The sequence below is a fragment of the Marinobacter sp. LQ44 genome (assembly GCF_001447155.2).
GTDB lineage: Bacteria > Pseudomonadota > Gammaproteobacteria > Pseudomonadales > Oleiphilaceae > Marinobacter.
On record NZ_CP014754.1, the window covers coordinates 3836352 to 3861952 of the forward strand.

At 57.5% G+C, this 25601-nt stretch carries 18 protein-coding genes; 11 read left to right on the forward strand and 7 right to left on the reverse strand.

The genetic code is table 11. The features are described 5' to 3' along the window. Positions 1-22 precede the first annotated feature (22 nt). Positions 23-2824 (reverse strand): HD domain-containing phosphohydrolase, encoded by a 2802-nt coding sequence (locus ASQ50_RS17620; RefSeq protein WP_058093085.1) that lies wholly within the window; start codon positions 2822-2824, stop codon positions 23-25. 86 nt (positions 2825-2910) lie between these two features. Here ASQ50_RS17620 and alkB point away from each other — a divergent pair, with 86 nt between their 5' ends. Next, complete coding sequence (gene alkB, locus ASQ50_RS17625) at positions 2911-3561, forward strand: DNA oxidative demethylase AlkB (protein WP_058093086.1); 651 nt, start codon at positions 2911-2913, stop codon at positions 3559-3561. A 3-nt stretch (positions 3562-3564) separates the two neighbouring features. Here the strand turns inward: alkB and ASQ50_RS17630 are convergent, their stop codons facing one another. Beyond that, positions 3565-4845, reverse strand: a complete 1281-nt coding sequence (locus ASQ50_RS17630; RefSeq protein ID WP_058093087.1) for an MgtC/SapB family protein — start codon at positions 4843-4845, stop codon at positions 3565-3567. A gap of 324 nt (positions 4846-5169) precedes the next feature. Between ASQ50_RS17630 and ASQ50_RS17635 the strand changes: the two genes are divergently transcribed. The 9 genes from ASQ50_RS17635 (at position 5170) to ASQ50_RS17675 (ending at position 19231) form a co-directional block, all read left to right on the forward strand. Then, on the forward strand, positions 5170-6657 hold the full coding sequence (locus ASQ50_RS17635; RefSeq protein WP_058093088.1) for a SulP family inorganic anion transporter: 1488 nt from the start codon (positions 5170-5172) through the stop codon (positions 6655-6657). Positions 6658-6659: 2 nt separating this feature from the next. Next, on the forward strand, positions 6660-7586 hold the full coding sequence (locus ASQ50_RS17640; RefSeq protein WP_058093089.1) for a universal stress protein: 927 nt from the start codon (positions 6660-6662) through the stop codon (positions 7584-7586). Between the two features lie 17 nt (positions 7587-7603). Beyond that, positions 7604-9163, forward strand: a complete 1560-nt coding sequence (locus tag ASQ50_RS17645; protein ID WP_068351582.1) for a phospholipase D family protein — start codon at positions 7604-7606, stop codon at positions 9161-9163. Between the two features lie 274 nt (positions 9164-9437). Then, positions 9438-11522: a type VI secretion system Vgr family protein gene (locus ASQ50_RS17650; RefSeq protein ID WP_058093090.1), complete on the forward strand. Its 2085-nt coding sequence runs from the start codon at positions 9438-9440 to the stop codon at positions 11520-11522. Then, positions 11515-12444 carry a DUF4123 domain-containing protein gene (locus ASQ50_RS17655; RefSeq protein WP_058093091.1) on the forward strand — a complete coding sequence of 310 codons (930 nt, stop codon included), beginning with the start codon at positions 11515-11517 and terminating at the stop codon, positions 12442-12444. Before ASQ50_RS17650 ends, ASQ50_RS17655 begins: the two co-directional genes overlap by 8 nt. Beyond that, positions 12437-15907 (forward strand): toxin VasX, encoded by a 3471-nt coding sequence (locus tag ASQ50_RS17660; protein ID WP_058093092.1) that lies wholly within the window; start codon positions 12437-12439, stop codon positions 15905-15907. The genes ASQ50_RS17655 and ASQ50_RS17660 overlap by 8 nt, the downstream gene beginning before the upstream one ends. Positions 15908-15909: 2 nt before the next feature. Further along, the gene (locus ASQ50_RS17665; RefSeq protein ID WP_058093093.1) at positions 15910-17229 is read left to right on the forward strand and encodes a hypothetical protein; all 1320 of its coding nucleotides are present in this window, start codon (positions 15910-15912) and stop codon (positions 17227-17229) included. A 32-nt stretch (positions 17230-17261) separates the two neighbouring features. Then, positions 17262-17909, forward strand: a complete 648-nt coding sequence (locus ASQ50_RS17670; protein ID WP_156510035.1) for a hypothetical protein — start codon at positions 17262-17264, stop codon at positions 17907-17909. Between the two features lie 2 nt (positions 17910-17911). Further along, on the forward strand, positions 17912-19231 hold the full coding sequence (locus tag ASQ50_RS17675) for a hypothetical protein (protein ID WP_058093095.1): 1320 nt from the start codon (positions 17912-17914) through the stop codon (positions 19229-19231). Between the two features lie 112 nt (positions 19232-19343). Here ASQ50_RS17675 and ASQ50_RS17680 read toward each other — a convergent pair whose 3' ends face one another. From ASQ50_RS17680 to ASQ50_RS17690, 3 genes are read right to left on the reverse strand one after another with little or no spacing between them, the layout of a single operon-like run. Further along, on the reverse strand, positions 19344-20534 hold the full coding sequence (locus ASQ50_RS17680; protein ID WP_058093096.1) for an NAD(P)/FAD-dependent oxidoreductase: 1191 nt from the start codon (positions 20532-20534) through the stop codon (positions 19344-19346). Positions 20535-20579: 45 nt separating this feature from the next. Then, entirely contained in the window at positions 20580-21386 is an 807-nt protein-coding gene (locus tag ASQ50_RS17685; RefSeq protein WP_058093097.1) for a PhzF family phenazine biosynthesis protein, read from the reverse strand. Continuing rightward, positions 21383-21688: a hypothetical protein gene (locus tag ASQ50_RS17690; RefSeq protein WP_058093098.1), complete on the reverse strand. Its 306-nt coding sequence runs from the start codon at positions 21686-21688 to the stop codon at positions 21383-21385. Before ASQ50_RS17690 ends, ASQ50_RS17685 begins: the two co-directional genes overlap by 4 nt. A 202-nt stretch (positions 21689-21890) precedes the next feature. Here ASQ50_RS17690 and ASQ50_RS17695 point away from each other — a divergent pair, with 202 nt between their 5' ends. Continuing rightward, entirely contained in the window at positions 21891-23318 is a 1428-nt protein-coding gene (locus tag ASQ50_RS17695; protein ID WP_058093099.1) for a PLP-dependent aminotransferase family protein, read from the forward strand. Here the strand turns inward: ASQ50_RS17695 and ASQ50_RS17700 are convergent. Further along, complete coding sequence (locus ASQ50_RS17700; protein WP_058093100.1) at positions 23299-23955, reverse strand: response regulator transcription factor; 657 nt, start codon at positions 23953-23955, stop codon at positions 23299-23301. The two genes, ASQ50_RS17695 and ASQ50_RS17700, sit on opposite strands and share 20 nt — an antisense overlap. A 7-nt stretch (positions 23956-23962) precedes the next feature. Then, on the reverse strand, positions 23963-25453 hold the full coding sequence (locus ASQ50_RS17705) for a PAS domain S-box protein (RefSeq protein ID WP_058093101.1): 1491 nt from the start codon (positions 25451-25453) through the stop codon (positions 23963-23965). Positions 25454-25601 lie beyond the last annotated feature (148 nt).

A 25601-nucleotide genomic window follows, 5' to 3' on the forward strand; every position in this document is an offset into this window, starting at 1 on the left:
CGTAGAATATACGTGTTTTTGGTCAGGGCTTCATGAACAGGCTTTCATCCACCGGATCAATCTGTTCCGGCCGCAGGTGCTGTTGCGCGTAGGTCAGCCAGATACGGGACTGCAAAAACAGGTTAAAGGTGTCCTTGTCCAGGTGCCCCTTGTCCACCATAATCGCCATCAGCCCCAAGGATTCGGAGAGGGTTTTACCGCGTTTGTAGGGGCGGTCTACCGCGGTGAGGGCTTCGAATACATCAGCGATTGCCATGATTTTTTCCGGAATGCTCATGTTTTCACCCGTCAGCCTGCAGGGGTAGCCATGACCGTCCATTCGCTCGTGGTGGGTGCCGGCGAGCCTCGGCACATTGGCCAGTCGATCTGGCAGCGGCAGGGCATCCAGCATGCAAATGGTCTGCACGATATGCTCGTTGATTTTGAATCGCTCTTCGTCGGTGAGGGTGCCATAACGCACCGTAAGGTTGTGCAGTTCACCCCGATTGTAGGCGTGCTCGGGCAAGGTCATATCGAACCCCCAGCGGTTACGGGGGTCGTCTTTGCGCACCGGGGGAAGTTTGTCGCCCCAGCTGCGCAAGTGGCCGGGTTTGTCAGCCAGCAAGGTTTCCATAACGGGTAGCTCGGGTGTTGGCTGGTGTTCCAGAGCTTGCTGTTCGTCGCCGGACAAGCCCAGGCGATCGTTAAAGTTCCGTAGCCAGGTGCGGCTGCCTATCTCGTGAATGCGCGCGACATCGTCATCCGACATGGATTCGCTGCCTTGATTGACCCGCGCAAGAAACGCGAATTCCTCCTGCAGGGTTTCTTGCAACTGATCCCGTTGTTGCCGCGCCTCGTCAGAATCTTTCCCTTCCAGGCACGCCTTCAGGTACTGGATGTCGGCATCCCGGTGTAACACCTCAAAACGGGTTCGGATTTCATGTATCCGGTTGTGAATGGTCTCAAGCTTGACCGCCTTATCAACCACATATTCCGGGCTGGTTATCTTTCCGCAGTCGTGGAGCCAGGCGGCCAGGCGGAATTCATAACGTTCGTCTTCGGACATCCTGAAGCGTGCAAACGGGCCGTCACTGGCGCTCTCAGCCTGTTCAGCCAGCATCTGTGCCAATTTGGGCACCCGCTCGCAGTGGCCCCCGGTGTAGGGGGATTTGGAGTCGATGGCGTTGGCCACCAGTTGAATGATGCCGTCCAGCAGGGCCTGCTGGCTTTCGATCAGCTCACGGGTTTCGATGGCAACGGCGGCAGAACCGGCAATCTCGTCAACAAACTGGATCAGGTCATCGCTCAGTTCTGTTTTGTCTCCGTGCTCGATCTCGATAATCAACACGCCAATCAGTTTGCGGCGGCGGTTGCGGAGAATGGCAAACACTGAGTGGCCCGGAATGTGGCTGCGCAGAACACGGATCAGTTCGTTGTCATCGGCGGCAGGGGGGATAGAGCTGAGTGCACTGGGTATTTCAAGGCCGCCATTCACGGTCAGTTCGAGTTTGTGATCGTGAATGTTGAACAGATAGATCGCGCCGAGTTTCTGGCCCACGATGCTGACGATCTGCTCGAGAATATCCTGCAGCAGCTGGTTCAGGTCCTGGCCGCGGTTCAGTACGGTGGAAATGTTCTGGAAGCTCCGGATGGTATGGGCCATGTCGTCCAGCGCAATGCTCAACTGCGACGCCTCACGGATGTGAGACTCGGAACGAACCTTTGTATCGAAACGGAAGCGTGACAGCTGGCTGACTCTGTCTGTCAGCTGCTCCAGCGGCTTGCCCACCTGGCGCCCCATAAACCAGCCGATGACCAGCAACAGCAGGGCGATGGCGCCGGCAATGAGGGTTTGCCTGGCCAGTGCGGCCCAGACTTCTGCAAGCAGTTCATCAGAGGGAATGGCAATCACAATCGACAGTGACTCATCCGGCAGTGCATCCAGAGCCACGGCAACGCCATACCAGTCACGCCCCTCTGCGGAAAAACCGCCGACGCCCCGTTCCGTTTGCTGCAGCCGGGCCGTTTGGATAACGGCACCGGCCTCTTGCTCAAACTCTGAACTGGCCAATAACTGCCCTTGATCATTGATGATGGCGATCTGGCTGCCGGGCGTCTGGCGCAGTTGGGCGAGCTGGGCGCCAAGATCGTTCACCGTAACGTCAATGCCAAGGACCGTGGAAGGCTGTGCACTGGCCCGCTGAGACAGTGTCAGTCCGGTTTCCTGAGTGGTAAAGAAGACGTATGGCGCGGATAGCTGCAGTTCGCTGACGCTCTGGGCTGCCTGATACCATGGCCGTTGGCGGGGATCGTAGTCATAACTTTCCAGCACCCGATGCTCAATCAGGTTTAGCCCCGTATCGTAGAAACGCCATACCCCAACCCGTTGCTCACCTTCCCGTTCGAGGCTTTGCAACAGGAAGTGGCTGCCAGTGGGAGCATCCGGAAACTGCACGGACCCTGAATTGCTCAAGGTGCGGAAGAGAAAGAAATCGCCGTCGCCGAAGCCGGCGTAAATAGCACTGACGATGGTGCTGCTGGACAGGATGTCGGCCAGTACCGACAGGCGCTCAAGGCGCTGGTCCAGTGTGGTTGCCGCCGTTAACGGGTCATGTCGGAGCACCGCAAGGGCGGTGGACGGAGGCTGGGTAATGGCGTTGATTCGGTCATCCACGCTGGTGGCCAGTTGCCGTGCTGTGGCCTCGGCAGCCGTCAACTTGGCCTGTTCCATGCCCCGAAAACTCTGGCCCACCAGCACGACAGTGAGAATGAGCATGCCGAGGGTGATGGCGGAAGCAATCAGGAAAGCGAGCGAAACCTGGGCGGTCTGGCGGTTCAACAGCATGGGCGAGCCTTAATTGGAAAACAGGTATCCTGAGTGTAGACGCTGACCGCCGAGGTGTTTCGAATGTTGATGAAAATGATCAGCTTATGACAACAGATCTGTTTGATCTCAGTGATGGTGAGCCATGGCAGGAACCGGTGGGTGAGGGCGTTGTGGTATTGCGCCGGTTTGCCCGGAATACGGCCCCGGATCTGATGCAAGCCATCGGAGAGGTGGCCAGCAAAGCGCCCTTTCGGCACATGGTAACGCCGGGTGGCCATAGCATGTCGGCCGCCATGACCTGCGCCGGCGAACTGGGCTGGGTGACCGACCGGTCGGGTTACCGGTACCAGTCCACCGATCCGGAATCCGGTCTGCCCTGGTCTGAGATCCCCGAGTCTTTTAAAGAGCTGGCGCGGAACGCCGCCGAGGCGGCGGGATATCGGGGATTTGTGCCCGATGCCTGCCTGATCAACCGTTATCAGCGCGGTGCCCGCATGGGGTTGCACCAGGACAAAGACGAGCAGGATTTCTCCTGGCCCATTGTCTCCGTTTCCCTCGGTTTGCCAATAACCTTCCAGTTTGGCGGCCCAAGACGCTCAGACAAACCTGTGAAAATCCCGTTGGAGCACGGCGATGTGGTGGTTTGGGGAGGGCCCGCCCGGTTGTTCTATCACGGCGTGCTGACACTCAAAGCGGGCCACCACCCTTTGACGGGCTCTTGCCGTTACAATCTGACCTTTCGTCGGGCCGGCTGAATGTCACTGCAGCCAGGCGATCAACAGCCCGGCGGCAAGGGATAACACCATGGGGCCTGCCACCAGTAAACCGGTTTGCCGGTTGCCTATCGTCCACGCCATGCCGGATTTCACCAGATTGTTTACTGCGGCCGCGATGACAATGCCGAGCACCGCCGTATTCATTCCCAGACCATCATTAGACATACGTGTCAGGGAGAGAGTGATGGCATCGACATCGGCCACACCGGATGTAGCGGCCAAGGCATAGATGCCGGCGTCACCGAAGCTGTTTTTGAGAAACTCACCCAACACCAGGATGGCGGTTAGCAGCAGGCCGAACACCAGGGCTGAAGAAAGGTCCAGCGGGTTCTGGCTCAGGCTTGGCTGGCTGACCTGGAACTGGCGTGAGTGTCGCGTCCAGATCAACAGGGCCGGGCCATAAAGCAGCATGGTCATCACCGCGACGGGCCATATCAGGCTGGGCAGAAGCGCAGTATTGATGATCAGGCAATACACCAGAATACGCGGGAACATGGTGCCACATGCAATGAGGATGCCGGCGGCGAACTGAGGGTTGAAGTCCGGGTTCTTTGAGGCCTGTCGGGAGAAGTGCAGGGTCAGGGCAGTCGAGGAGCTCAGGCCGGCGAACAGACTGGTAAACAGAATACCCTTGCGGGCCCCTGCCACCCGGATCGCGAAGTAGCCCACGAAGGAAATTGAGGCAATCAGCACCACCATCCACCAGATTTCCCGGGGGTTGAGGACGCCGCCGGGGCCCATGGCGGCGCTTGGCAGAAGTGGCAACATCACCACGGAGATCAGCAGCAGCTTGAGTGCGGCATCCAGCTCGTGGGCCTGAAGTTTGTGAATCCAGCCGTGAATTTCTTCCTTGTTATCCAGAAGAATAGCGGTAACAACAGCAGAGGCTGTGGCAATCACAGGGTCTACGGCGACGGCAACAGCACCGAAACAGAAAGTCAGCAGCATGCCAACCATGCCGGTGATGCTGAAGTTACGAATATGCTCAAGACGCTGGCTGTAGGCCACGAGACCAATCGCGGCAACGCTCACCAGCATCACGGGAAAAGCCCAGGTGGTGATTTCAAGGGCCAGCACGGCAGAAATGCCACCAAGCAGTCCGACCAGGGCAAAGGTTCGAATGCCAGCGATCCGTTCCCCGGGTTTCTGTTCCCGGGCATCCCAACCTCTTTCCAGGCCAATGATGGCCCCCAAGAGCAGGGCAATGGCCAGGTTGATGGTGGTTTGGTTGGATGAAATAAACAGCGCTGCTACGTCGTCCACAGGTCGTTATCCTAAAGGGGTAAAAAGTATTCGCTTTGTATTCTAGGTAATTAGACGATTGCCGTGAATCTATGTTGGCATGCTGAAAGACAGCTACCTTACTTTCCTTGCCCGCTTCTGTTAAGCTTCGTCGCCCCGATTTGACAGTAATCTGACTTTCATCAAAGCGAAGCATTCCATAACCGTGACGATCCTTCCGCCATAGCGTTCATGCTCCCTTAACTGGCCTCGCCCAGACTTCTTTTTCAGGTTTCCTGACACCCGCCCGTGCCCGTGTGTATGGCAGTCGTTTATTTTTCATTGTTCAGTTGGATATCCCCAATCATGGTGCAATCACTCAAGCAGAACTGGTTTTCCAATATTCGAGGCGACCTGCTCGCCGGTATCGTTGTTGCCCTGGCGCTGATTCCGGAAGCGATTGCTTTCTCCATCATCGCGGGTGTGGACCCGAAAGTGGGTTTGTATGCCTCTTTCTGTATCGCCGTGATTATTGCCTTTGTGGGTGGCCGGCCGGGCATGATCTCGGCAGCAACCGGCGCCATGGCCCTGCTGATGGTGACCCTGGTCAAGGAGCATGGCCTTGAGTACCTGCTGGCGGCAACCCTGTTGACAGGTGTGATCCAGATTGCCGCAGGCTACCTGAGACTGGGTGGATTGATGCGCTTTGTGTCGCGGTCTGTGGTCACGGGGTTTGTGAACGCCCTGGCTATCCTGATCTTTATGGCCCAGTTGCCGGAACTGACCAATGTGACCTGGCATGTGTATGCCATGACCGCCGCTGGCCTTGGCATTATCTACCTGTTCCCGCTGATACCCACCGTGGGCAAGCTGATTCCATCGCCTCTGGTGTGTATTGTTGGCCTGACCCTTGTGGCCATGGTGATGGGCCTGGATATCCGCACGGTTGGAGATATGGGCGAACTGCCGGATACCCTGCCCATCTTCCTGTGGCCCGACGTGCCGTTGACCCTTGAAACTCTGATGATCATCTTGCCTTACTCCATTGCCCTGGCGGTGGTTGGCCTGCTGGAGTCGTTGATGACCGCCACCATCGTGGATGATCTGACCGACACCACCAGTGACCGTGACCGCGAGTGCAAGGGCCAGGGCATTGCCAACATTGGCTCCGGTTTGCTGGGCGGCATGGCGGGCTGTGCAATGATCGGTCAGTCCATCATCAACGTGAAATCCGGTGGCCGCACCCGTTTGTCTACCCTAACCGCCGGTGTCTTCCTGCTGATTCTGGTGCTGGTCCTCGACCAGTGGCTGGTACAGATTCCCATGGCCGCGCTGGTGGCGGTGATGATCATGGTTTCTATTGGTACCTTCAGCTGGGATTCCATTCGCAATCTCAGGGAGCACCCGTTGTCGACCAACATCGTGATGCTGGTGACGGTCATTGTGGTGGTGGCTACCCACAACCTGGCCTTTGGTGTGCTGGCGGGCGTGCTGCTGGCGGCGCTGTTCTTTGCCAACAAGATTGGCCACTACATGCTGGTGACATCCGAGCTGGATGAAAACAGTGGCACGCGGTACTACACCGTTACAGGCCAGGTGTTCTTCAGTTCATCCGAAAAGTTCCTGGAATCCTTTGACTTCAAAGAAGCAGTCGATAATGTAGTGATAGACCTCAGTCGGGCGCACTTCTGGGACATCACCGCCGTAGCTGCGCTGGACAAGGCGGTGATCAAGTTCCGCCGCGAGGGCTCCGATGTCGAGGTGATTGGCTTGAATCAGGCCAGCGCCACCATCGTTGACCGCTTTGGCGTGCACGATAAACCGGAGGCGGTTGACCGTCTGATGGGGCACTGATCATGACCGACAGCAAAGAAAAGGACGACATTCGTAGCCACAATAACAACCAGACGGACAACCAAGGCGAGGCAGATATGTTACGAGTAGTGGCCTGTATCGATGGCTCCCGGGCAGCACCTGCAGTGTGTGATTACGCAGCCTGGGCTAGCCGGCATATGGAAACGTCTCTGATGTTGTTGCACGTTCTGGACGAAGAACGTTACCCGGCGGAGCCGGACCTGGCCGGGAACATTGGCCTTGGCAGCCGCGAACAGTTGCTGGACGAACTGGCACAACTGGATCGCAAGCGGGCCAAACTGGCGCTGGAACACGGCCATCATATGCTGGATGAAGCCGAAACCAGGGTGAAAGCCGCCGGTGCGGCGGAGGCCGTCAAGCGCCAGCGCCACGGTAACCTGACCGAGTCTCTGGTGGCCCTCGAGAAAGAGACCCGCCTGTTTGTGATGGGGCTGCACGGTGAAAGCAGTTCTGACCGTGATATCCACATTGGTAGCCAGCTGGAAACGGTTATCCGCAGCGTTCACCGGTCTATCCTGCTGGTGCCGGATGACTATAGTGAGCCGAAAAGTGCCATGCTGGCGTTCGACGGCAGCCCCACCGCTTTCCGGGGTGTGGAACTGATTGCCCAGAGCCCGGTACTCAAAGGCATGCCCCTGCACCTGGTGATGGTTGGCCCGGATACCGCCGACCGCTGGAAGCAGCTCAAGAAGGCAGAGCAGATGTTGTCCGGGTTGGGCGTTGATATCACCCTGGCCATTCGCGCCGGGGATGTAGAACCTGCATTGCACGCGTACCAGGAGGAGCATGACATCGACATTCTGGTGATGGGCGCTTACGGCCATTCCAGAATTCGCCAGTTCCTGGTGGGCAGTACCACCACAACCATGCTGAAAACCGCTAAAAAACCATTGGTTATCATTCGCTGACAAGGAATCCCCCGGCCATGCTGACCCGGCAAGTAGTCCCGTTGATCGCCAGGCTGAGCCTGTTATTGTTTGCGGGGCTGCTTGCCGGCTGCGCAAGGGGATTGCCGCCGGTCGACCATGGCCCGGTTTTGGCGGTATCCTCGGTGGCAGACTCCTTCACAACGGATCAGCGCCGGATGCACCTTGATCCCGAATCCCGACTCTCTGCGTTTGGGCTGCTCGACACGGGCCGCGATGCCTTTGTGGTTCGCAGCGCCCTGATTGAAACCGCCAGTCAGCGCATTGATGCCCAATATTACATCTGGAACGATGATGCCAGTGGCCGGTACCTGGCTGGCCGCCTGGTAGCCGCTGCAGACCGGGGCGTGCAGGTTCGCCTGTTGCTGGATGATATCAATGTGGCTGGCAAGGAATCCCTGTTTGCCATGATGGAGGCTCACCCGGCCATCAGCATCCGGATCTTCAATCCGTCTCCTTCCCGCAAGGGCGTTGGCCGGTGGCTGTCGTTCATCACCGACTTCGACCGCATCAACCGGCGCATGCACAACAAGACCTTTGTGGTGGATGGCAATGTCGGTATCACCGGCGGCCGCAACATTGGAGACGAGTACTTTGACGAGCACCAGGAACTGAATTTCCGGGATCGCGACGTCATGGTGCTCGGGCCGCTGGCTGGCGCCATGACCGATAACTTTGAGGCCTACTGGCAAAGCCCGTGGTCCTACCCGCTGGGGCAATTGTATGAGCTGCCGGAATCGGAGCGTTCGGGTGACCGCTTATCCGGACTCAGCCGTGCCACCACTGAGCCGCTGCCTTTTACTGCGCCCGTACCCCAGGGCAGGAACCAGGCGGAATCCCTGCTGGCAGGGTGGTTCGCTGACATGGTGAAGGCGGAGGCCGAGCTGGTGTTCGATCCGCCACCGGAAGACCTGGAAGCGCCGGCGGACAAACCGCGAAACACCGCAAAGGCCCTGTTTGATCTGATCGAATCGGCCCGGAAGGAAATCCTGATTGAGTCCGCCTATCTGATTCTGGCAGACGAGCAGCTGAACGGGCTGGACAATCTGGGCAACCACGGTCTGAAGGTGGCGGCGATCACCAATTCGCTGGCCACCAACGATCTGGTCACCAATCATTCCGGCTACGCCCGTTGGCGGCGTGAGATGCTGGAGCAGGGCTTTGACCTGTACGAGTTACGCCCTGATGCGCCAGCCTGTAAACGTTGGGTGGCCAATGAACAAGCCTGCGATAAAGGTGTGATCAGCCTGCATTCCAAAGCCGTGGTGTTTGACCGGGAAACATTGTTTATTGGCTCGTTCAACGTGAACCTGCGTTCTATCTACCTCAACGGCGAGACGGTGCTGGTGATTCGCAGTCCGCAACTGGCGCGCGCGGTAGCCGAAGATATTGAGCGCGCCATGGCGCCGGAGAACAGCTGGCGGGTGAGCCTGAACGAGCAGGGTAGTCTGGTGTGGCAATCCCGGGATGGTGAGGTTTATCAGGAACCTGAGAGCGGATTCTGGCGCCGGGCGGCGTCCCGGATGTTGTCATGGCTGTCGATCGAGAAGTATCTCTGAGGCCTGTCAGTGCAGCGACGATAAAGTTTGCACACTTACGTGAGCTGGAGGTTTCAACCGCACAATCGGTTATATGGGGAGATTACCCCAACAGAGTAATAAGTGAGCCTCAGGCAAGGTGAGCGCTGAATGGCAGTTGAATTGTCACCTTCGGTATGATTTTGTTGAGGAGTGGTGTAAAGAACGGTCGATTGTAATCCACGACTGTGCGGTTATAATCGGTCAGGCTCAGGATGAGTCAGTTACAAACCACTATTCTTCAGGGACCGGAGTCATGCCCCAGGCAAGCGGATTGCAGTTCACCGCCCGTGTAGGCGAATTCCCCTCAGATCACTTCGTTGTCGTCAGATTCGTGTTGACCGAAAGCCTTTCCCGGCTGTTTCAGGGTCGAGTTCATCTGGCCAGTACTGACCCGGACGTGCAGGCGGCGGATATCCTGGAACAACCGGTGGACCTGGTGGTGTGGCAAGACGGCCAGCCTTTACGGCGCTTCACCGGCGTGGTGAACGAATTCGTCCGCGGCAACACCGGTCACCGCCGCACAGCCTATGAAGTGGTCATCCAGCCCCCGGCCTGGCGCCTGGGCCTGATGCACAACAGCCGCATCTTCCAGACCCAGAGTACCGACGCCATCGTGCGCACCCTGCTAGAAGAGCGGGGCATTATTGATACGGTCTTTGACTTCAAGCGCCCCCCTGAGGAACGGGAATACTGCGTCCAGCACCGGGAAAGCGACCTGCAGTTCATTGAACGACTGGCCGCCGAAGAAGGCTGGCATTATCGCTACCAACACGGCAGCGTGGATGGCGAAGAACAACCCGCCCTGATCATCGCCGACCACCACGGCGACGCCCCGAAACTGGAGCCAGTCCCCTGCAACACCCAGGCCGGCGGCAGCAGCAAACAAGCCTGCGTGTTCAGCTTCGCCTACGAAGAACGCATCAAAGCCGCCTCCGTGGCCATGAAGGACTACACCTTCAAGAACCCCGCCTACGCCCTGATGCACGAACACAGCGCGGGCGGTGTGAACCACCGAGAAGACTACCAACACTACGACTACCCCGGTCGCTACAAGGCCGACGCCAGTGGCCAGCCCTTCACCCAGGCCAGACTGGACGCCCTGAGAAACGACGCCTCCCTGGCCCAGGGCGAAAGCAACCGCCCGGACTTCATCCCCGGCGCCAAAGTGGAGCTGCAGGACCACGACAGCCAGAGCCTGAACCGGGAATGGCTGCTGACCGCCATCACCCACACCGGCAAACAGCCCCAGGCGATGGAAGAAGAAGGTGGCAGCGAACCCACCAGCTACCACAACGACTTCACCGCCATCCCGGCCGATAAAACCTGGCGGCCCCTGTGTGAACACAAACCCATGATGGACGGCCCCCAGATGGCCATCGTCACCGGCCCCGAGGGTGAAGAGATCCACTGCGACCAGTACGGCCGGGTGAAAGTCCGGTTCCCCTGGGACCGCTATTCAAAGAACGATGAACACTCCAGCGCCTGGTTACGCGTTGCCCAGGGCTGGGCCGGCGGCCAATACGGCTTTATGGCCCTGCCCAGAATCGGCAATGAAGTAATCGTTTCCTTCTTGGACGGCGACCCGGACCAGCCCATCATCACTGGAAGGACTTACCACGCCACCAACACACCGCCCTACGCGCTGCCGGAACACAAAACAAAAACCACTCTGAAAACCAAAACCCACAAGGGCGAAGGCAGCAACGAACTCAGATTTGAAGACGAAGCGGACCAGGAACAGATCTACCTCCACGCCCAGAAAGACCTGGACCTGCTGACGGAAAACAACCGCACCGAAGTCATCAAGAACGACAGCCACCTGACGGTGGAGAACAACCGCTTCAGCCACACCAAAGGCAACAGCCACCACACTGTGGACGGCGAGAAGCGCGAACAAACCGGCAAAGACCACAGCTTCAACGTAACCGGCACCCTGCACCTCAAAGCCGGCACCGCCTGGCTCAGTGATTCCGGCACCGAGCTGCATATCAAAGCCGGCCAGAAAACCGTCATCGAAGCAGGAGCCGAAATCACCCTCAAAGCCGGTGGCAGCTTCGTAAAGATCGACCCCAGCGGCGTGGCCTTGGGTGGCGCGAGTATCAAGATGAACGCCGGTGGCGCTGGCGGCAAAGGCAGTGGGCAGAAGGTGCAGGTGCCGGAGAGACCAGGGTTGGTGGATGCCGGAGGCGCGTATACCGAGCCTGCTGCGCTGGCCACGGTCGGCCAGAGAACCAATGCGCAACCGGATGCCCAGATGCGTGCGCTGCAGGAAGGCAAAGCCCTGACCTCCATTTGCCAATCAGAAGAGAACACATCGGGAGATGGGTCCGATGCTTGATGTTTTCGAGGGACCTTCAAAAGCTAACAATCAGCTTCAGGACATGCATTTCAATTATGTCCTGATTGATGGCAGCAAACGCGCAGAGGCGGAACGCTGGCTGTACGAGCTTGTTGACACTCCGGACTATCGTAATCTGTTTGATGGCACCGAGTGGGCATCGATTCGCGATGTTGCACCGTTGCTGGTGAGCACCGACCGGGGCCACCCGTTGTTGGAAAAACTGTCTCTGGAGGGCAAAACGCTCGAGTGGGGCTACGCGATCGCCAGTGATGAATCGTTGGACGCGGTAGCTGATCATCTATGCCGGTTTATCAAGGTACGCCACCCTTTGGGCTATAGCGTCATGTTGCGGTTCGCCGATCCCACGGTTGCAAGGGTCCTGCTGGCTTCTTCCGGTGATGGCGGTGTGCCCGAATACTGGTCTCCGTTTACTGCGGTAAAACTCCCAGATGCTTTATGGGATGGTTGGCATCTTGAGGTGCGTCCGGACTCGTTGCCAGAGGTTGGCGTTGGATGGAACGCGGAGGGTAGCGCTTCATTTCGGCTGGGTGAACACACCCTCAGAGGTTTAACGGACACTGATCGGCGTACAACGTTGGTCAAATTGATGCAGCACCTTGAGACCTATTTCCCGAGTAGAGCCGCGCCAAATGTAAGGCAGGCTGTGATAAAGGATCTTCGGACCATCATGGAACAGGCATTGGCCAACGGCTATGAATCGCTTCAGGCCTTGCTCCATTGGTGTACCGTGTACGGCTATCAGGGAGAGCTGTCACTGTGGGAAGCAGCGGCCTCTGGCATTTATGACCTTTTTCATCGGTGGCCAGGAACGGCCGCAGAAGCGCAGGCTAGAGAAGCGGCGATGATCGCCATGTCCTCAGCTGGAACCCAAGTGCAAGGAGAGCCTATCCATGGGTAAGCAACTTACTAACCCCATAACCGCCGCCGATCGCGCAAGCCTGGCAAGCGCCACGGCGCAAGGCGCCTGCCCGTTGACCCGGTCGGATATTCAGTTGATCCCGGTACGATACGCCTATGCCGATGAGGCGGCGGAACACCCTTCATTGGAGCCCCGGTTCAACCTCGAATTTCAGCCAATTGGCATCCGTCAGGTACGGGATGGTTACCTGTACCTGTTCCATTCGGATGCCCCGGACATTCTGCATGAGTACGAAGTCAAAGACGGCGGCGCGGTCACCAAGCGTTTATGGCAAGGTAACGAGGGCGCTCAGGATCAGCGTACTGGGACCCCGGATACTCCGGCCATCGTGGTTCCGCGCAGGGGGCATGTCGATGTCTTTTTCTCCGCCACACAGCTGACCGCGAAAAAGTGCAGCATGCTTATTAGCTGGGAAGATTACCGCAAACGGGTGATGCAGCGAGTGAGCTTGTCTGGCTATTGCCCAATCAACGGAAAGCCCCAGTTGTTGAGCAAGGCAAGTCTGGAATTGTTATTGACCCACCCGGACACGCAAACCGTGCCCATGGATGGGAAAGCCCATTTACCCTCGTGGTACTGGGCCCAGAATACACGGGATTCCGGCTCTGAACCGTTCGCCCATCGATTACCGGCTTATGATCTGGACCATACGTATATCGTGGTTGATGATTTTATGGGCCACATCGACGACCTGCTGGATGCCTGGGCGATTGTGGATGCCAACCATAACGCATGGTTGGAGGCAGAGGACGCGAAATACTATCCGGCGCGCTTCATCAGCGATCTGATTCGATTGGATGACGAGCGAGTAGCCGAGCTGGCCCGCGCGTTTTCGGCGCAGGTTGAAAATGAAGATACCAGGGCATTGTTTGAAAAGGTTGCTCAGGGGAGTCGCGACCAACACGTCCGGTTGAAAGAGCTGATCGACGACTTCCCTGAATATCAGCAAAGCGCCCGAAAGGTTACTGGCCCCAGCACCTATAGCTATATGCCGTCCGACCATGAACGGGTCACCAAAATGCGTGACGCTGCTAAAGCGTTGGCAACAGAATTGGGCATGTCACAGCGTGACGTATTCAGTATCGTCGAATCCATGGCGGACTATCAGGCCGACCTTGTAGAAGGTTCTGCTCTCAGTGGTCAACAAGGTATCGCGGATTTGGTGAAGCTGGAAGACATGAACGCCTATCTGGAACAGGCTCAGCAACACCTGATGCAGTTCGCCGAGGAAAAACGACGGATCGTCACGGATATCCAGTCGTTACTAGCTACCTTTTACCTTCATGGTCATCTGCACGACCGGGAAAGCGATGCCGACTATATGGCGCTGCTGAAGATGGACAACGGTCTGATTGCGGTGCTTACGGAGTGGGCACAGTCATCGGGTGATTTTTCCTTCCTGAAGCGATTTTACTTTGAGGAGGTCGGGCACCAGCATTTGATCTCCCTGGATCTGAAACCCGAGATCATCCCCGGCACATTAAAAGACGTAGTCGACGGCCTGAAAGCCATAATGGATGCCAAGCAAGCTCCTGCGGCATACAAAGAGTGGGTTCGGCTGGTTGAGCAGAGCCCCCATTTGCAATTTCCGTCGCTTTCAGAGGGCGCTGCCGCACAACTCAGCCACCATCTGGCCCAGCTCAACATTACCGGGCGATTGGCGGTATTCGAGTTGGTACAGGCGGTGGATGCAGCCGATCTGCATGGCCGACTGAAGCAAGTGTTCGAACGGATGGATCCAGGGCTTCGAGCCCACATCTTCGAGAACCAAAGGCTGTACCAGGTTGACCTGGAGATTGCAGATGCCGACAGCCTTGCCAGGCATGAATCTCTCGTGAAGGAAATCGAACGGCTGGCCAAGTTGCGTGAGGAGGTTTTGGAGCAGGAAAACCGCCTTGAGCAGCGGCATAGCAAGGCCAGCACCCGAGACCGTCGCCGATATAAACGAGAGTACGACGAACAGATCCAAGCCATTCGTGCTCAAAAGCAAGAGCTGACCCATCAGCTTCGGGAACGGGGGTTCAGATTATTGGATACATCCCCGTTAGAGGGCGAAAATCATAGCGGAGAGCTCTTGATTGCTGGGTTGACCCGGACTGCCTACGGCCGTGCTGTGCAATCCGAAGTCGATGAACTGAAACGTCTGAGAGAGCGGGGCGGGCTTACCCGCATGATGGATTATGGCCGGGGTATGATCCACGGACATGACACTCTGGATCTGCCGAAACGCATTGGTGGCCTTGGGCTTGTATCGTTCATGGGATTGGTTGGGGCTGTTGGAACATGGGATGCAATCAAAAAATTGATAAATGACGATCCGGATGGCAACTGGGCAGACGCGTTTTCCGGAGCCACGGGCACAATCGGCGCGGCCGCCAGTGTTTTGACCATCATCGGCAGTGCGCGTCTGAATTATTACTATAAGGCCATTTCCCAGGCGGATGAGGTCCTGGCTCGGTTGGCACGGGTGAATGTTTGGGGCGGTACTATTGCAGCGTGGGCTGGGTTCTTATCTGCGGGTGCCGACTGGTTTAAGCAACTGGCTGTGGTGGTTAAATCTAGAAGTGGTAACGGGACCCGGGCGGGTGCTGGTGTCACTTTAATTGGTGATAGCATGCTGGTTTATGGAAGTTGGAAAATGGCCAAAACGGGGTCTATTGGCCTGTTTCATCGGTTGGTGGACGCTCGAGAAATTGCTTGGAAGCCGGCAAATGGCAAATTGCTTAGCTGGAAAGCGGTCAATAAGAATATGCTGGGCTTGGCGGGAGGCCTGTTCCGGGGCCTGAATGCCTGGCTCTGGGTAGGCACGATTATGGTCTGTATTGGCAATTGGATACAGAATTATTTCAAGCGCACAGAGGTGCAGCGCTGGTGTGAACAGAGCATCTGGGGTAATGACGCCAGAGGTTGGAACGCTGACCAACAACGCCACGAACTGGCCAAAGCCATCTACAAGCCCACTCTGTTGGTGAGGGCAGAACAGGCCGCATTGGATGGACGAACAAGCTATTGTACCTTTCGCCTTGAGCTCCCCGGACTGAGCTCACTGCGATCAGATAACGTGGAATGGGCGGTACTGAGGCAGGAGGGAACTGTTTGGAACCCTGACCAGGTCTATTGGAATCAGGCGATTACGGTTAAAAGTATGGGGGAGGCCGGAGTTGCTTTGGAATTGCACTTGACCGATGTGGAGCTAGAGACGGCTAAAGGTTTTTATCTCGCTTTCCGCTATAAGGCGGCCAATTCTTCCAACTGGCTGCCGGAATCGGAGAAGGCATATCACTACAAGCTCATTTTTCATGAACAGGGCAATCTGCCAAGGGTTGGAGCCAACGAGACCAAAGAGTGGAAACCGGTAATACCGCTTGATGATCCCGACCATCGGTTGAATACCTTGATCACTAACTATCACGCTCTGCTAAGCGAACCTAAGAAGTCTTGACTATGCCTGAATACTACAAGAACCAGTCATCCACCGAATCGTCATCTGAGTCAAACTGGGAAGCAGGTGCACGCAGCACAACCAAGGACGGTCGGTTACTGACGCTCAGTCCTGAGCCGGTGATGACAGGGGAACGGGCGGTAGACGTCAACACTTGGATTAGGCGAAAAACCGAGAGCTGGCTGGATTTGCAGATAGGGAACCTGTTGTTTGGCGCCGAATTTGCTTTGATGTTTCTAAGCTTGGGTCTGCTATCTATCGGTTTCTTGGGGTTTGGGTTTATGTTCATAGTTGGCCCGAACCAGTTTGGCCAATGGGCTTGGGAGGCGCCATTGTTCATGCTTGTTGGAAACCTCCTAGTTTCTTTACCTTGGGGGCTTTATTTTTATTTCCTAGGTAACAAGGTGGTGAAAGGAACCCCGCCGGTAAGGTTTAACCGGCAACGTCGAGAAGTAGCGATGCCTCGCTGGACGGAAGGGAAGGAATTCAAACTGCCTTTCTGGAATGATAGTGCTGCTGGTATCGCGTACATAGCTTATATTGGCACTATTGCTGCTGTAATTGTCCCTTTTACGCTGGAAGGTGAGTCGGCGGAGTATGTCCAACGGTTGGTAACTATATTCGCCGCGGCATTGGCGGTCGAAACTTTTGTTTTGGGAGCCTACTTTTATATCGCCCTTCGCCTAAAGAAAAAACACGACCCCAAACTCGTCTACGAAATCTATCCCTGGGAAAAAATGGTCGCCTACATCGAAACCCGCCAGGACATCGGTCCCGGACTGATGGCTACCCACACGGTGCTCACCCTGGCGATTCCGAAGCCGGACGACCCGGAATCGGCCTTGGCTGCTGCCAGCATTAACGTAGGCCATGAAACGGCCGGCCTGGCTCAATGGGAGTGTATTCGCCAGTTTATGGAAAACGGCCCCGAGGCCTGCCCGGATCCGAAAGAGGATGAAACCCTGGCCCATTACAAAGCCAAATGCCGCCAGGCCCGCAAAGAAATGTCCTTGTTACCCTGGCTAGGCAAGAAAGTGGGCGACTGGTTCTTCCAGCGATACCTGGCTCATATCATCACCGAACGCCGTATTAAGACCCTGGCCCTCAAGAGCCTGCCAGAGGAACTGAAAGCTTGGTCCGCGCCTTTGCCCAAGGAACAATGGGCCAAACCATCTGCGGCACTGCAGAGCCTGAATCAACGGCTTGCCCGTGCTTACGAGCGTGGCCTGAAGTTCACCCAGATGGGATCAGTGTCTGAATGGCAAGCGGGTCGTGAGGAGAAGCAACAACAAAAGCGAGGGAGAGGTCGTTTCCGAGCCTGAGCATCTTCTTGTCCCAAGGGCTACCGCAGTCTGTGGGAACCAATCGTTATCAAGCGGCGGCAGCGTGCGCTATTATCGCTGCCACTGAAACGCCCTCATCTTTACCCGCCCTTTCATCACCTCAATGGGGCAATGACGCCAAGGGTTGGGATACGGATCAGCAGCGCCACGAACTGACCAAGGTCATTTACCAACCCACTCTGTCAGTGAAGGCAGAACAAGCCGCGTTGGATGGGCGCACGAGTTATTGCGCGTTCCGCCTGGAATTGCCCGGACTGAGTTCGCTGGAAGCGGATAACATGGAATGGGCAATCTTGCGGCAGGAAAGGACGGCATGGGAGCCTGACCACGACTACTGGAAGCAGGCCATTACTACCAAGAGTATGGGCTCGGCGGGCGTTGCCCTGGAGCTGTCCCTGACCGGAGCCGACCTGGATACGGCCGATGGGTTCTATTTGGCTTTCCGCTATAAGGCTTCAAACTCCCCCAACTGGTTGCCAGAGACAGACAAGGCGTACCATTGCAAGCTGACCTTGCACGAGCAGGGTAATTTGCCGATGGTCGGCGCTAACGAAACGAAAGAGTGGCAGCCGATAACACCTCTGGATGCGCCGGACACGCGATTGACCCCATTGATCATCAACTACCATGCCCTGGTAAACCATCCCATTAAGTCCTGACTATGACCAAAGCTAACGAAAGCCCATCACCAACTCAAACATCGCCTGAGCCCGACTGGGAAGCCGGTGTGCGCCGCACGACCCAAGAGGGACGACTGCTGGCCCTTGGTCCTGCACCTGTGGCCACCGGCGAGAGGGCGGCGGACGTCAACGCTTGGATTCGACGAAAAACCGAGGGCTGGCTGGATTTGCAGAACGGCAACTTGTTGTTCGGCGCTGAGTTTTCCCTAATGTTCTTGAGCTTGAGCTTGTTATCGATTGGTTTCTTGGGGTTTGGTCTTATGTTCGCGGTGGGACCGGACCATTTAGGCAACTGGGATTGGGAGTCACCGCTTATCATGCTTGTTGGAAACCTCCTCATTTCTTTGCCTTGGGGGCTCTATATGCATTTCCTGGGCAACAAAGCAGTGAAAGAAACCCCTCCGGTGAGACTGAACCGGCAGCGCCGGGAAGTGGCCATGCCGCGCTGGACGGAAGGCAAGGAATATAAACTGCCATTTTGGAATGAAAGCGCAGAAGGATGGGCTTATGTGACGGTTGTATTCACCATTGTCGCTGTTTTCGCACCATTTATGTTGGAGGACGCAACAGAAGAGTATCGCAACACGATAGTAATGTGGGCCTTGGTTGTACTTGCAATAGAGCTTTCAGTCATCGGCACCTACCTTTTCATCGCCCTCCGCCTAAAGAAAAAACACGACCCCAAACTCGTCTACGAAATCTATCCCTGGGAAAAACTGGTCGCCTACATCGAAACCCGCCAGGACATTGGCCCCAGTTTGATGGCCACACACACGGTGCTCACCCTGGCGATTCCGAAGCCGGACGACCCGGAATCGGCCTTGGCCGCTGCCAGCATTAACGTCGGCCATGAAACGTCCGGCCTGGCCCAATGGGAGTGTATTCGCCAGTTTATGGAAAACGGCCCCGAGGCCTGCCCGGATCCGAAGGAGGACGAGACTCTGGCTCACTACAAAGCCAAATGCCGCCAGGCCCGTAAAGAAATGTCCTTGTTACCCTGGCTGGTCAAGAAAGTGGGCGACTGGTTCTTTCAGCGTTACCTGGCCCACATCATCACCGAACGCCGCATCAAGACCTTGGCCCTGAAAAACTTGCCAGAAGAATTGAAAGCCTGGTCCGCGCCTTTGCCCAAGGAACAATGGGCCAAATCATCGGAGGCACTGCAGAACCTGAACCAGCAACTCACCCGTGCTTACGAGCGGGGCTTGAAGTTTACCCAGATGGGGCCAGTGTCTGAATGGCAAGCGGGGCGAGAAAAGAAGTCGCCACAAAAGCGGGGGAGGGGCCGTTTCCGCGCCTGAGGATCATAGAGATATGGGGCTATGTGCACAATGAAATAGGGCTAACGATTACGAAATCGCGTTTCATCCAGCCTATCCTTTAGCAATTAGATGGTAAAGTGTTTGCCACCTGTCAGGCCACGTTGCCCGCCGCCACACCGGAGGCCCACGCCCACTGGAAATTATGCCCGCCCAGGTGTCCAGTAACGTCCACCACTTCCCCGATAAAGTACAGGTTCGGGTGATCCAGGGCCGCCATGGTTTTGGAGGATAGCTGGCGAGTATCCACTCCGCCCAGGGTTACTTCGGCGGTTCTGTAGCCCTCGGTACCTGCCGGCTTGATGGTCCAGTTGCCAAGCGTGCAGGCAACCTGTTCCAGTTCCTGGTTGCGATACCCCTGCAGGGGGCCGCTCCATCCGTGCAGCTCGTTGAATGCCTGGGCGAATCGTTTTGGCAGGTGCTGGTTCAGATAGTGCGCGATGGTGGATTGCGGCTTGCTGTTGCGCAGGGCCAGCAGGTCTTCGTGAATGTTCTCAGCCGGCAGCAGGTTGATGTGTACCGCATCGCCTGGCTGCCAGTAACTGGACACTTGCAGCATCGCCGGGCCACTGAGGCCGCGATGGGTTACCAGCATGGGTTCCCGGAAGTGTTGCTGGTGGCAATGGGCGTCCACCGGGCAGCTAACGCCAGACAACGGCGCCAGTTGTTGCTTCAGTTCCGGGTGCAGGGTGAAGGGCACCAGCCCCGCGCGGGTGGGCAGCACGCCCAAGCCAAACTGTTTGGCAATCTCGTAACCGAACCCGGTGGCACCCATGGTGGGAATCGACAGCCCACCGCAGGCTACGATCAGGGATTCGCAACCGAGTGTGCCACCACGGGTCTTCAGGGAGAAGCCCGAGCCTGCTTGCCGAATGTCGGACACCGACGTGTTCATGCGAATCTCGGCGCCGGCCCATTCGCACTCGGTCAGCAGCACGTTGAGAATGTCCTTTGCGCTGTCTTTGCAGAACAGTTGGCCCGGCGCTTTCTCTTCATACTCCACCCCGTGGCGGTCCACCAGTTCCACAAAATCCTGCGGCGTATAGCGTTTCAGTGCGGAGATGCAGTAGTGCGGGTTGTCGGAGAGAAAGTTCGCAGGCGTGCTGTTCAGGTTGGTAAAATTGCAGCGGCCGCCGCCAGACATCAGGATCTTTTTGCCTGGTTTGTTGGCGTGGTCCAGCACCAGTACTTTGCGGCCGCGATATCCGGCGGTGGCCGCGCACATCAGCCCGGCAGCGCCTGCGCCGATGATGATGACATCGTACCGGGATGTTGAACCTTCCATAGAACTGCCCACCACTCGTTGAAAATGGCGGGCAGTATATCAGCCTCAGGGCAGGTAAACGGCCCCTTCCATATAAAACGCCGCCTGGCCGGCGATGGCTACCCGGTCACCTCTGAGCTCGCACCGCAGAACGCCACCGCGTGCAGAGAGTTGGCGGGCTTCCAGGGTTTGTTTGCCGAGCTGTTCAGCCCAGTAGGGCACCAGCACGCTGTGGATGGAACCGGTTACCGGATCCTCGTCGATACCCGCTCCGGGGGCGAAGTAACGGCTGACGAAATCGCACTGGGTTCCCAGCGCGGTAACGATCAGCCCCTGATTGCCCAGTTCTGCCAGCAACGCCAGGTTCGGGGCAGCCTCGGTCACTGCAGCTTCCGAGTCCAGAACCACCATGTAGTTGGTGTCATTTGGCACGTAGAACGCCTGCTCGGGGGCGTTTGGCAGCGCTTTCCGGATTAACTCCGGGGTTGGTCGGGATTCAAACGGCAGGTTGGGGAAGTCCAGTTCGAGCCAGTCATCGGAACGGCGGGTAACCGCCAGGGGGCCGCTTTTCGACTGGAAACGAACCCTGTCATGCTGCCCGCCAAGACGATTGAACACCACCCAGGCCGACGCCAGAGTGGCATGCCCGCACAGTGGCACCTCGACCGTCGGGGTGAACCAGCGGATATGAAAATCTGCATGATCCTGCTCCGGGAGTGGCACCAGGAAAGCGGTCTCGGACAAATTGTTCTCCAGCGCAATGGCCTGCATCTGTTGTTCCGAAAGCCAGCTGTCCAAGGGCATCACCGCTGCAGGGTTTCCCCGGAACAGTTCATTGGTAAAAGCATCCACCTGGTAGATATCGGTCTTCATGGGTTGTCCTTGTGGGTTGTTAGTAAAAGGCGTCTGGCTGGTGAGCCTGAGATTCCCTGTAGCTCCTGTTCACTGTAACAGTGAATCTCGGGCAGCGGCGCGGCGCCCCGAAGAACCCAGTGACGGTTGCCAACGGGTATCACACGGATGCCTTCACGGGCCAGGGACTGCAGGGCTGTCATCAGTGCGCCGGCGGCCGGCGTGCCCCCTGTGGCGTAGAGGCCCAGCACATCCTTTCGGGTGGTGCGGTGAACGGCGCGCGGTGAACGCGAGTCGGGTTTTGGATGGGTTGCCGTTGCCATGATGAAACTCCTTTTCTGATTCAGGAACCATTATTGGTTTCATCGGATTTCCATAACAGATTCAGCTACAGTGTTATTGAATCGGTACAGATGCAGAAAAATGGAAACTGTACTGCCGAAAAAGCCGGGAAACTGTACTGCTCTCAGCGGCGTCGGTTCTGGTGGAATAGAGCCTATAAAACACGGCACGGCGGAGAACACGATGGGCATGCTCTACAACCAGGTGGCGGACCAGCTCCAGGCGCTGATCCTTGATGGTGTATACCGGGAAGGGGAGCGTGTGCCCGGTGTGCGGGTACTGAGCCGGCAGTTCGGTGTCAGTATTTCAACCGTGCTTCAGGCCCACCAGACTCTGGAAGCCCTTGGTTACCTGCAGGCCCGGGAACGCAGCGGGTATTTCGTGCGCCGGCCGGCCCGAGACTTGCCGGAACCAAGAATGACGGAACAGCGCAGTCGTCCGGTACCGGTGTCTGCCCGGGAAATGACCCTGGACCTGTGTGCCGACGAACAAAAGCGCATGGTGCCTCTGGCCACAGCCATTCCGCACCCGGACTACCTGCCGGTCCGGCAGATTCAGCAGAGCACGTTATGGGCGGCGAGGCGAGGCCTGGAAACCCTCGACTATGCGTTTCCCGGTAAGGAATCGTTCCGGCGCCAGATTGCGCAGCGAATGGCCACCATCGGAGTGCCCATTGCGCCAGATGAGGTGCTGGCCACCAACGGAGCCCAGGAGGCCATCATTCTGGCCCTGCGGGCGGTGACCCAGCCCGGGGATATCGTCGCCGTGGAGTCACCATCGTTCCCGGGCATCCTTCAGGCGCTGGAAGTGGTGGGCCTGCGGGTGATTGAAATCCCCACCCATCCGTCAGACGGCATCAGTCTTGAAGGCCTGCAGCTTGCCCTGGAGCAGTGGCCCTTGAAAGCCTGCGTGGTGGTGCCAAACCACAGTAATCCCATGGGTGCCCGGATGAGCGACGAGCGTAAACAACAGCTGGTTTCCATGCTGGCGGCTGCCGCGGTGCCATTGATTGAAGACGATATCTACGGCGACCTTTTCCATACCGGCGAGCGCCCGCGCCCGGCCAAGGCCTTTGATCAGGCCGATAATGTGATTTACTGCAGCTCCTTCTCCAAAACCATCTCGCCCGGCCTTCGGCTTGGGTGGATGATCCCTGGCCGACATATGGCCGCCGCCCGGCAGCACAAGTATTTCGTGAATCTGGCGACATCGACCATCCCGCAACTGGCGGTGGCCCATTTCCTGGAACAGGGTGGTTATGACCGTTACTTGCGCTCGGCCCGGCAGCACTACAAGGAGTCCACAGACCGGCTTCGTTCGGCCATTGCCAGAACCTTTCCGGAGGGCACCGCGGTGAGCCGGCCCCAGGGCGGGTTTGTGCTCTGGGTTCAGCTGCCGGAGGGGGTGTCGGGTACCGAGGTGTATCACCGGGCGCGGGGAGAGAATATAAACGTCGCCCCGGGGCGGATGTTCACCACCGCCAACAAGTTCGACAACTGCCTGCGGCTGAACGGCGGCAATCCCTGGACCGGCCGGATTGAAGCTGCGGTCGACCGCTTGGGCGCCATCGCCCGGGAGGTGCAGTCCGGGGTCAGCCCGGACCGGTTCTGAGATTTGCCGGGTCGAGCAGTCCGGCAGCAATGGCAATGCCGGTGACATCCGGCAGCCGCTCTGCGCCCAGGCGCTTCATTACCCGAGCCCGATACAGGTCGATGGTTTTAACGCTGACATCCAGCTGTTCGGCGATTTCCTTACTGGTGTAGCCCTGGGCCAGTGGCAGAAAGACATCCCGTTCCCGGCGGGTGAGAGTGCTGATCAGCGCTTCGGTATCCGCATCGGATCGAGTGGGTGGCTCGGGTTCGGCGGGTGCCTGCAGTGCCTGTTGCACGCTGTCCAGCAGCAACTGCTCGTTGAAGGGCTTCTCGATGAAGTCGAAGGCGCCGGATTTGAAGGCGCGCACCACGATGGGCACATCGGCATGGCCGGAGACAAAAATAATCGGAATCTCAAGCCCCCGTTTTTGCAGTTCTTCCTGAACATTCAGCCCGCCAAGGCCGGGCATCCGGATATCCAGAATCACGCAACCGGGGCGTTGGCCTTCCACCGCATCCAGAAACTGCCGGCCATCACTGTAGGCTTTTACCTCAAGCCCGACCGATTCCAACAGCCACTGGGTGGACTCCAGCATACCGGCATCGTCATCAACAACGTAAACGGTGTTGGCGTTTGACTGGGTGGTACCAGACATCGGGGGCTTACTCCTGGGTTGGTTTGTGGGTGCATCGGGTGTTGCCGGGAGGGAACCGGCAGATCAGCGAAAGACCGCCGGTGTCTGTGCGGGTAGCATCCAGAAAACCGCCAAATCCCTCAATGATGGAACGGCTCATGGACAACCCCAGTCCCAGCCCCTTGGCCTTGCTGGTATAGAACGGCTGGAACATCTGGCGGATGCCTTCGTCGTCCAGCCCCGGGCCTTCATCGGTGACCTGAATCAGGGTTTCCTGTTGGTCGTTAACGCAGGTGCTGACCACAATCCGGGAGGGACCTGCACTGTCTTTGTCTGCCCCGGCTTCCACATTGGCCTCAATGCCGTTATGGATCAGGTTGATCAACACCTGTTCAAGCAACACGGGGTCTGCGGTGATGCTGGGGGAGTCTGCGGCCAGGTTCTCATAGATCCGGACGCCGTTCTTCTCTGCCTCCCACTGGCACAGGCGTGCAACCTCGGTAATCACCGAATTCAGTGATACCGGGCCCATCCGCTTCTGGCCTTTACGCAGGAACGCCCGCAGACGTTTGATCACCTCCGAGGCGCGGTTGGCGTGGTGCACGATCTTTTGCAAGCCGTCGTCTACCTTCGCCAGCTTCTCGGGATGTTGGTCTGCTTCCTTTAGAAAGCGCTGGCTGGCGGACGCGAAATTCACGATCGATGCCAGTGGCTGATTCATCTCATGGGCAATGCTGGAAGCCAGTTCACCCAGGGTAGCCAGGCGGGCAGTGTGGGCCAGTTCATCTGCCAGCAGCCGGTTCCGCTCCTCGGATTCCACCCGCGCGGTGATGTCACGGGACACGCTGATCACCTCCACCACGGCGCCGGTATAGGTTTCCCGGATGGCGCGGCTGGCAATCTCGAACCAACGGCGGCTGCCGTTTCGGTGAATGATCTCCAGCGTCATGGTGGCGTAGCCGTCTTCCCCCAGCCGATGGCGGGTCAGGGCCAGTTGCTCAGCCACGTTTTCCCCCTGAAACACCTCTTCCAAGGCCTTGCCCCGGAGCTCTTCCGGCCAGTAACCCAACAGGCGCCAGGACGCTGGTGTGGCATCAATGAAGCGCCCGTCCGGGGCATGCCGCGAGATCAGGTCTGTGGTGTTCTCGGTGATCAGCCGGTACAGGCGGTTGGAGCGAACGGCTTCTTCCAGGGTGAGGATATCGTTGGTGGCATCCCGGCCCCGAACCAATACTTCCCCGCTGTCTGGATCGGGAATAAAGCTCCACAGAAAAATATGGTCGGCAAACCGGGATTCCACGTTTTCAATGGCACGTACCTGTTCCAGGGCTGATTTAACAAGCGCTGCCGCGTTCACCGGTAAAAGGTGCTCCGGATGGCCCAGTTCTGCGCGTTGGACGAGGGAATCGGCCGCTTGATTACTGGCCAGGATCTCTAATGTGCGACCGACCACGAGAGTGGGTTGTGGGTCATTGGGGACCAGTTGGCTGAAAACGCGGGCTTTTTTAGGGTTGCTCATAAGGTTGTAGTAGTAATCCTATAATACCATAGTAGAATTTCTAGTATTTATTCTATCTTCTACCATTCCGGGCAATCTGGAGTATAGCTGCTTTGGCTATTCTTCTGAATATGCCATAAGAACAACATCTGAGTTAGAGGACCACGCC